At 36.2% G+C, this 8633-nt stretch carries 8 protein-coding genes; all 8 read right to left on the bottom strand.

Features of this window, described 5'->3' with window-relative positions; all coding sequences use genetic code 11:
* Positions 1-19: 19 nt before the first annotated feature.
* From EVJ48_08565 to argB, 8 genes are read right to left on the bottom strand one after another with little or no spacing between them, the layout of a single operon-like run.
* The gene (locus tag EVJ48_08565; GenBank protein ID RZV37634.1) at positions 20-1081 is read right to left on the bottom strand and encodes an NAD(P)/FAD-dependent oxidoreductase; all 1062 of its coding nucleotides are present in this window, start codon (positions 1079-1081) and stop codon (positions 20-22) included.
* Positions 1082-1085: 4 nt separating this feature from the next.
* A complete protein-coding gene (locus EVJ48_08570) occupies positions 1086-2225 on the bottom strand; it encodes a hypothetical protein (GenBank protein RZV37635.1) in 1140 nt (379 codons plus the stop codon).
* Between the two features lie 42 nt (positions 2226-2267).
* Entirely contained in the window at positions 2268-2777 is a 510-nt protein-coding gene (locus tag EVJ48_08575; protein ID RZV37636.1) for a hypothetical protein, read from the bottom strand.
* A complete protein-coding gene (gene argH, locus EVJ48_08580; protein ID RZV37637.1) occupies positions 2728-4179 on the bottom strand; it encodes an argininosuccinate lyase in 1452 nt (483 codons plus the stop codon). Before argH ends, EVJ48_08575 begins: the two co-directional genes overlap by 50 nt.
* Positions 4180-4210: 31 nt before the next feature.
* Entirely contained in the window at positions 4211-5437 is a 1227-nt protein-coding gene (locus EVJ48_08585; GenBank protein RZV37638.1) for an argininosuccinate synthase, read from the bottom strand.
* Positions 5438-5446: 9 nt separating this feature from the next.
* Positions 5447-6403, bottom strand: a complete 957-nt coding sequence (gene argF / locus EVJ48_08590; GenBank protein RZV37639.1) for an ornithine carbamoyltransferase — start codon at positions 6401-6403, stop codon at positions 5447-5449.
* Positions 6404-6451: 48 nt separating this feature from the next.
* Positions 6452-7651, bottom strand: coding sequence for an aspartate aminotransferase family protein (locus EVJ48_08595; GenBank protein RZV37640.1), 1200 nt, complete (start codon positions 7649-7651; stop codon positions 6452-6454).
* A 48-nt stretch (positions 7652-7699) separates the two neighbouring features.
* Positions 7700-8548 (bottom strand): acetylglutamate kinase, encoded by an 849-nt coding sequence (argB, locus tag EVJ48_08600; protein ID RZV37641.1) that lies wholly within the window; start codon positions 8546-8548, stop codon positions 7700-7702.
* Positions 8549-8633 lie beyond the last annotated feature (85 nt).

An 8633-nucleotide genomic window follows, 5' to 3' on the forward strand; every position in this document is an offset into this window, starting at 1 on the left:
TTATCGGGCGGTTTAACGTTTAAACGTAATATTCTTCAAAAGAAGGCCATAGGAGCTTAATATTTTTGCTTATGCCGTATTCGTCGTTCATTAAAGGATATAATCGATACCTTTTTTCACAAGCGGTTAAAAAAGACTTTTTAAAAATTGACTCTATTTCTTCCTTATAATCGTTTAAAAAATTTTTAGATGCCTTAACGCTGTCCGCCGCATAATCCCCCGCTAAACTTCCGGATATTATTGCATTTAAAATGCCGGCTCCGGTAACCGGGTGAGTCAAACCGGCGGCGTCTCCGCAAAAAACTATATTGCCAGAGATTAAATCGTTCAGTCCCGATACGGGAACTAATCCGGATGTTTTTTCTATAACTTCGCTTCCTATAAGCCCTTCGCTTTTTAATTCATCGGCAAACTTTTTTAAACAAGCTGAAAGATTAACATCGGAAACAGGCTTTTCAACGCCGATGCCCACATTTGCATAATTGACTTTAGGAAAAATCCAGCCGTAGCCGTAAGGTATATAATTCCTAAAATAACAGAACACCGAATCTAATTTTCTTAAAAGTTCCGTTTTTATCTGCAGCGCATAAATATAAGATTCTCCATGGGAATTATAAGATTTAAAAATATTGTTTGGACCTGCCGCTATTATTAAGTAATCATAATAAATTTCATATACTATTTTTTCTAAAACATCGAGCACTTCTATACAGTTTTTTTGTCTGTCTATCTTATAAACCCTTGAACCCGCAAACAATTTTGAACCTAATTGCACGGCTTTCTCCGACAGATTTAAATCGAAAATATCCCTGTTTAAAATATAGCCGCTGCCGGCGTGTTTATAAGTTTTATTTCCTGCATTAATGTAAATATATTGTATTTTTTGGTTTACGGCGGAAAGCAATGAATTCATATCGACGTAGGAACTTATGCCGGAAGAAACAAACTCTGCGCACTGCACAGGCAATCCTATAGTTCTTCGTTTGTCTATTAAGATATTGGGTATTCCTTTTTTGGATAAAGCTATCGCGGCCGAAGAGCCGGCTGGACCTGAGCCTATAATTGCAACCTTGGTTTTCATTTAATCAACTGCCGATTATACGGTATATCAATACCCTGTTGTTGTTAGTGTCGGCAATAGCAATGTATTTTCCGCTTAAAGACATAGATATATTAGATTCATGATTAAAATTATTTTTGCCGATCCCGGGAGTTCCAAAATTGTAGGCTTTTATAACGTTATAACCGTCGGCTAATTTAAATACGGTTAAAATGCTTCTGCCGTAATTAGCGACGTAAAGGTAACCGTGTTTATAAACTATGCCGACCGGATGATAAAGCCTATGCCCCGACTGTCCTTTTATTCCTATGGCGCCTATATAATCGAACTGCCTGTTAAAAACAAGTATCTTTGAAAGACCGTAATCGGAAACGTAAATATATTTTTTAGAAAAGGTAATGCTTACGGGTTTTTTAAGTTTAAACGCAACAGTTAAGTTTTTAACTGCGCTTTTGCCTGAAATATTTGAAGAATTTGAATTTTTTTTATTTTTTTTGCCTTTTTTGCTTTTTTTCTCTGTACTTTCGCTTCCGCTTTTTTGGCTTCCGTTTATTTTTGCCGAAAGAGCGTTTCCTTCATTGCTTTTAATTAAAGAATTCCCTATGCTTTCATAAAAATTGCCGTTTTTTGAATAAACCGCAATATCGTCGGCTCCGGAGTTTGCGACATATATTTTGCCGTCGGAAAATGCGACGCAGGTAGGCTGTATAAGCATTCTTTTTTGATTTTTAGATATGCCGAATTCAGATACGAAATATCCGTTAGGTTTAAAAACCTGTATTCTTGAATTGCCGGAATCTACTACGTAAACTCTTTCAGGATTGCCATGTGCAGCCGCAAAAAGCGGAATCATAAACTCGCCGGTAGTTTTACCTTCTATTCCCCACTGCCTAATATAACGACCTCTAATGTTAAACTTCAAAATCCTTGAATTACCCGAATCGACGACGTAAATATTATTTCTTTTGCCGAATGCAACGCCGGCCGGACCTTTAAGGCGATATCCCGCTCCGATAACCCTTACCAGCTTTAGCGAAAACGGAGCCTTTTTAAAATAAAGGCCAAACCTCTTCTGTAAAAGCAGAAATGCAAGAATTACTATAATAATTATGCTTAATAAAAAAAAGGCCTTATTAAGTTTATCTTTCTTAATTTGCATGGTCATAGCATCTTACCTCGAATAAAATTTATTTTTTATAATAACATATTAATTAATTTTAATAAATATGATTTTATAATTAGAAAAATCCGATTTAATATTGAAATTACCCACGCTTTTTATGCAGAAAACATAATAGCCGTTTCTTAAAACTTTACTATTTACATTATAAAAAAATTTATTATTTTGCAAGCTAAATCTTTTTTTAAAATTTAAATTTTGAAAAGCAAAAGGTTTTGATGAATTACACTGCAACTTAACCGCGTTTTTTTTATTTTTATAATAACTGCGATAAATTAAAAAACCTTTAATTTTATCTAAATCGTAAACATAGCGATAAACTATGCGAACTGTTTTTTTATTTTTTTCGGCTTTCAATATAACCGGAGAATGCGGCGGAACGATTTTAGGAGGCTGGGGATAGCCCGTTTTAGCGCATCCAGGCAATAATAAAAAAGATATTGCGGCCAATAAAACATAAAGTATTGAAAAAACAAAATTTCTTTTTTTATTTAAGAGAAAATAAAAATAGCTTATCGTTTTTGATCTCTTTTTCATAATCTTTTAAAATATTTTTTATTTGTTTAAATGCGGTTCCACCAATCGTTTTTTTAGAATTTACCGATGTTTCGGGATTAAAAACGTTAAATATATCTTTATCTGCAATATCTATAATATTTTTATATTCTTTCAGAGATAACTCGGAAAGTTTTTTGCCTTTATTTTCCGCGTAATTCACTATTTTGCCGACAGCTTCGTGCGATTTTCTGAAAGGCAAGCCTTTTTTAACGAAATACGTCGCCATATCGGTGGCATAAATAGTATCGTTTTTAAGCCCTTTCGACATAACGTCTTTATTAAATTCCACGGTTTTTATTATTTCTTTAAATATCGAAAGCGAATCGAAAACCGTCAAAGCGCTTTCCATTACCGGTTTTTTGTCTTCCTGCATATCCCTGTTGTAAGCAAGAGGTAAAGATTTCATCATAATGAAAAGCGAAATAAGATTGGATATTACTCCTCCTGTTTTACCCCTGATCAATTCGAGAACGTCCGGATTTTTTTTCTGCGGCATAATGCTTGAACCGGTCGTAAATTCGTCTTTTAATTTTATAAAACCGAATTCAAAACTGTTCCATATGATAAGTTCTTCGCAAAATCTGGAAAGATGCATAGCTATCATAGAAAGGGAAAAATTAAATTCTATCGCGAAATCCCTGTCGGAAACCCCGTCCATACTGTTTCTGGAAACTTTTCCGAATCCTAAAATTTCCGCTTCGAGAGACCTGTCGATATCAAAATCGACGCCTGCAAGCGCGCCGCTTCCTAAAGTTAAAACGTCGGCGGTTTCGTAAGCCGAAGTTAATTTTTTAAAATCTCTCGTAAACATTTCGTAGTAAGCGGACAAATGATGCGCCAGCGATACCGGCTGTGCATGCTGAAAGTGGGTATAACCTGGAATTACGGTTTCTATATTTGAAGCGGCGGAAGAAACAAGTTCTTCTCTTAAAGCTATTAACGCCTCCGCGATTTTCTTAATTTCATTTTTTACGTAAAGCCTGAAATCGACAGATACCTGATCGTTTCTTGACCTTCCGGTATGCAGTTTCGGTCCTGAAGAAGGCAGCAGCTCAATAAGCCTCCTTTCTATATTCATATGAATATCTTCATATTTTTTATTAAGGGTTAATTCGCCGCTTTTAATTTCCCTTTTAATTCTTAAAAGAGCTTTTTCTATATCTTTTTTTTCTTTTTCGGTAACTATGCCGGCTTTTTTCAGCGCGTACAAATGAGCGATACTGCCGTCTATGTCAAAATCGGCAAGCTTTTTATCTATATCCAGCGATGCCGTGAAATCAGCGGTAATTTCCGATATATCCTCTATAAAACGCCCCCTTACGAAGTTATTATGTTTAAGGAGACCGGTTTTTTCGGTTTTATTTTTATTTTTCATTTCCATTTTGTGGCAGTACCGGAATTGAATTCCAGTACTACATTAATTTATAGCGCAAAGATTTTAAGTGGATGAAGCCGGTTGCGTCGTTTTGCGAATAAGAGCCTTTATCGTCCTCGAAGGTAACGATATTTTGGGAATAAAGGCTGTTTTTTGATTTTCTGTATAAAACTTTAATGTTTCCTTTATATAGTTCTAAACCTATTGTACCGTTAACAGAGGTTTGAGTAGAATCGATAAGCGATTGAACGGCTTTTAATTCGGGGCTGAACCAGCTGCCTTCGTATATTAGCTTTGAATATTGCGGGACAAGGCTGTTTTTTAGTTCTATTTCCTCTCCTGTCAAAGTTATCGATTCCATAACTCTATGCGCAAAACTTAAAACCGTTCCTGCCGGAGTTTCGTAAACGCCCCTGGATTTCATTCCCGTAATTCTAGTTTCTACTATATCTGCCCTGCCTATAGCATTTCTGCCTGCTATCGTATTGAGCGTATCTACGATTTTGAACGGATTCATTTTCTTTTTATTTAAAGCTATCGGATTTCCGTTCTTATATTCAATTTCTATTTTTTCGGGCTTGTCCAAAGCTTCTTCGGGAGATACCGTTATTTCAAACATGGATTCTTCGGGAGCGTTTTCCAAGTCTTCTAAAATTCCCCCTTCATAACTTATATGAAATAGATTTTTATCGCTGGAATAAGGTTTGGCCTTTGTTACCGGAACTGGAATACCGTTATCATTAGCGTATTTTATAAGTTCTGCTCTGGAAACTATATCCCACTCCCTCCATGGCGCTATAACTTTTATTTGCGGATTAACGGCTGCATATGCAAGCTCAAATCTTACCTGATCGTTACCTTTGCCTGTGGCGCCGTGAGCAACATACTTTGCACCTTTTTCTGTAGCTATTTCTATCTGTCTTTTAGCTATTAAAGGTCTTGCTATAGAAGTGCCCAACAAATAAGCGCCCTCGTAAAGAGCGTTTCCTCTAAGCATTGGAAATATATAATTTTCGGCAAATTCTTCTTTCATATCTTCTACTATAGCTTCCGAAGCTCCGGTTTTTAAAGCTTTTTCTTTAACCGCCGCAAGATCTTCTTTCTGCCCTACATCGCAGCAATAAGCAATAACCTCGGCTTTATAAGTATTTATCAGCCATTTTAAAATTACGGAGGTGTCGAGGCCTCCGGAATAAGCTAGTACTATTTTGTCTTTACCGCTGTTTTTGATTGCACTTTTGCTTTTCTTTTTTAACTGAGCCATAATAAAATATTATCCTCCTACGAAAATTTTTTCCATAATAGCTTTTTGAACATGCAACCTGTTTTCCGCTTCCTCGAAGACTATAGGCGCAAACCTTTCAAACACATCTTCGGTAACTTCTTCGTTTCTATGGACGGGCAGGCAGTGTAAAAAAATAACGTCTTTTTTTGCATTTTTTACTACGTTATCGTCTATTATAAAAGGCTTTAATTTATCTATTTTTTCTTTTTCCTCGTCCTGCCCCATACTTATAAAAACATCGGTAGTAATAACGTCGGCATTTTTTGCCGCATATATTTTATCGTTTATTATGCTGAATTTGCCGCCTTTTTTTTCGGATTCTTTTTTAACTTCATAATTTATTTCGAATCCTTCCGGCATAGCTAAAACAAGCTCGAAGTTGAGCATGGCCTGAAGACTAACCCATGAATTTGCCATATTGTTAGCATCGCCGAAATAAACTATTTTTAAATTTTTTATAATACTTTCGGCTTCTGAGCGAGAATCGCCTTCGATTTTTAAATTTCTTTTTTTTATTTCGTAAACGGTAAATATATCGGTTAATATCTGCGCGGGGTGATATAAATCGGTAAGTCCGTTTATTACCGGTTTCTCGAAATATTTCGCAAAAGTTTCTATTCTTTCCTGTTCGAAAGTCCTTATAACGACGCCGTCTAAATATCTGCTTAACACCCTTGCAGTATCTTTAACAGGCTCTCCCCGTCCCAGTTGAAGATCTCTTGACGACATAAAAATAGGATGTCCGCAAAGTTCGACTATGCCGACCTCAAAAGATACTCTCGTCCTTGTAGAAGACTTCTCGAATATCATTCCGATTTTTTTGCCTTCAAGGCATGAATTTTTTCTTCCTCTTTCAGCCTTTAAAATATCAGACCTTAAAAGAACGTCATATATTTCGTCTTTAGAAAAATCATATACCGATAAGAAATTTTTTGCCGATTTCATAATTTTAATTAACCGTCCGCCTTTAAGAGCGCCCTCATTCTTTTTTTATTATTTATAACCCTCAAGAATTTTAACTATGGCATCCATTAATAGATTTATGTGGTTTTTTTTGATAATCAACGGTGGAGTAAGTCTTAGCACCGTATCCTGGACAGTAGTAGTCAAAAAACCTTCGTCTATTAATTTCACTGCTATATCTTTAGATTTGATGGAATAAAACTCTATCGCACTTATTAAACCTATAGACCTTACCTCTTTAATCAAACCGGAAAATTTTGATTTTAAACCGTCAAGCGCTTCTTTGACGTACACTCCGGTATTTAAAACTTCGTCTAAAAACCCCGCATTAGTTATTTCGTCGAAGAAAGCGTTTGCAGCAGCTGTTACCAACGGTCCGCCTCCGAAAGTAGTAGCATGGTTACCGGGTTCAAAAGCTTTAGCCGTCTTTTCGTTTGCAAGCACTGCGCCAATAGGCAATCCTCCGGCCAAAGGCTTTGCAAGGGTCATTATATCCGGTTCGACGTCGTAATTCATATAAGCAAAAAGTTTCCCAGTCCTTCCAAGTCCCGCCTGCACTTCGTCGAAAATTAAAGATATATCGTTTTGCGCCGTCAAATTTCTTAATGCTTTCATATATTCTTTGTCCGATATATTGACTCCCCCTTCGCCCTGAACAGGCTCCAATATTACTGCGCAATAATCTTTGCCGTTTTCGCCGTTTATCAGTTTTTCTATAGATTCTATGTCGTTAAATTTAACGTGCTCGAAACCGTTTAAAAGGGGCTCAAAACCGCTATGATATTTATCTTGACCGGTAGCCGAAAGCGCGCCGAAAGTTCTGCCGTGAAAAGAATTTTGCATAGCTATTACTTTATATCCTCTTTTGGAAAATTTACCCGCATAAATTCTTGCTAATTTTATTGCTCCTTCTACGCTTTCCGCTCCGCTGTTGCAGAAAAAAACTTTATCCGCAAACGAATTTACGCATAATTTTTCTGCAAGCTTAGCCTGCGGTTCGGTATAAAAATAGTTTGACGTGTGTATCAGTTTTTTTACCTGATTTACAACGGCGTTTTCTACCGCTTTATTGCCGTATCCTAAATTATTTACCGCAATTCCCGAGGCAAAATCTAAGTATTTTTTTCCGTTTTCGTCGTATAGGAAGCAGTCTTCTCCTTTGACTAAAGTCAAATCGAATCTGCCGTATGTATTCATTATAAATTTTTTCGTTAGTTCTTTAGTATCCATTATTTCACCTTTTATATTTTTAATGCGCTTAGACGAAATCTGTTTATATTAATTATAAATTTGCGTTCCTATCCCCTTTTTAGTAAATATTTCAAGCAAAATAGCGTGAGGCGTGGAACCGTTTATCATATGCACTTTTTTAACTCCATGTTTTACGGCGTCGGCGCAGGAATTTGCCTTAGGTATCATTCCTCCGTAAATTACGCCGTCTTTAATCAATTTTTTAATTTCAACAGTCGTAACGGACGAAATCAGTTCTCCATTAGAATCTAAAAGCCCGTCCTGATCGGATAAAAATATAAGCTTTTCTGCTTCAAGTTCGCCTGCGACGGCAGAAGCTACAAGGTCGGCGTTAATATTAAGGGTTCTACCCTCCTTGTCCATACTTACGGGAGCTATGACCGGAATAAACGACGGATCTAAGGTTAGTAAAATCTTTTTATCGACTTTTTTAACCTCTCCTACGAAACCTAAATCTACGCTGCCCGAATTTATTTTTTCCGCTACAATAAGATTTCCGTCTTTTCCGGATAAACCGCAGGCGCGTCCGCCGAATTTATTTATTAAAGCTACAAGGTCTTTGTTTATTTTTCCCGACAATACCATCTCGACTACTTCCATAGTATTTTCGTCCGTAATGCGGTAGCCGTCAAAAAAATTTGCCTTTATATCAAGCTTTTTTAAAAGAACGTCGATTTCTTTTCCTCCGCCGTGAATAATAATAATATTTATTCCGATAAGTTTTAGAAGTATAACGTCCTTAATGAAGCTTTCTTTTAAACCGGCATCTACGGATATCGAGCCTCCGAATTTTATCACGAAAGTTTTGCCGGCAAACTCCTGTATATACGGCAGGGCTTCAAGCAAAACCTTCGCTTTTTTAATATATTCTTCCATTTTATTTATATTATATTTTTTATTTTTGCTTAAATTTATTTTAAAGAATATATCTTGAAAGATCTTCGTCTTTAATTATTTCTTT

Origin of the sequence: Candidatus Acidulodesulfobacterium acidiphilum (assembly GCA_008534395.1) — a bacterium.
GTDB classification, from domain to species: domain Bacteria; phylum SZUA-79; class SZUA-79; order Acidulodesulfobacterales; family Acidulodesulfobacteraceae; genus Acidulodesulfobacterium_A; species Acidulodesulfobacterium_A acidiphilum.

Bases quoted from the DNA above. Each gene is read 5' to 3' on its own strand.
- EVJ48_08565 (RZV37634.1), bottom strand. From the start codon at position 1,081: ATGAAAACCAAGGTTGCAATTATAGGCTCAGGTCCAGCCGGCTCTTCG.
- EVJ48_08585 (RZV37638.1), bottom strand. From the start codon at position 5,437: ATGGCTCAGTTAAAAAAGAAAAGCAAAAGTGCAATCAAAAACAGCGGT.
- argB (RZV37641.1), bottom strand. From the start codon at position 8,548: ATGGAAGAATATATTAAAAAAGCGAAGGTTTTGCTTGAAGCCCTGCCG.
- argH (RZV37637.1), bottom strand. From the start codon at position 4,179: ATGGAAATGAAAAATAAAAATAAAACCGAAAAAACCGGTCTCCTTAAA.
- argF (RZV37639.1), bottom strand. From the start codon at position 6,403: ATGAAATCGGCAAAAAATTTCTTATCGGTATATGATTTTTCTAAAGAC.
- EVJ48_08570 (RZV37635.1), bottom strand. From the start codon at position 2,225: ATGACCATGCAAATTAAGAAAGATAAACTTAATAAGGCCTTTTTTTTA.
- EVJ48_08575 (RZV37636.1), bottom strand. From the start codon at position 2,777: ATGAAAAAGAGATCAAAAACGATAAGCTATTTTTATTTTCTCTTAAAT.
- EVJ48_08595 (RZV37640.1), bottom strand. From the start codon at position 7,651: ATGGATACTAAAGAACTAACGAAAAAATTTATAATGAATACATACGGC.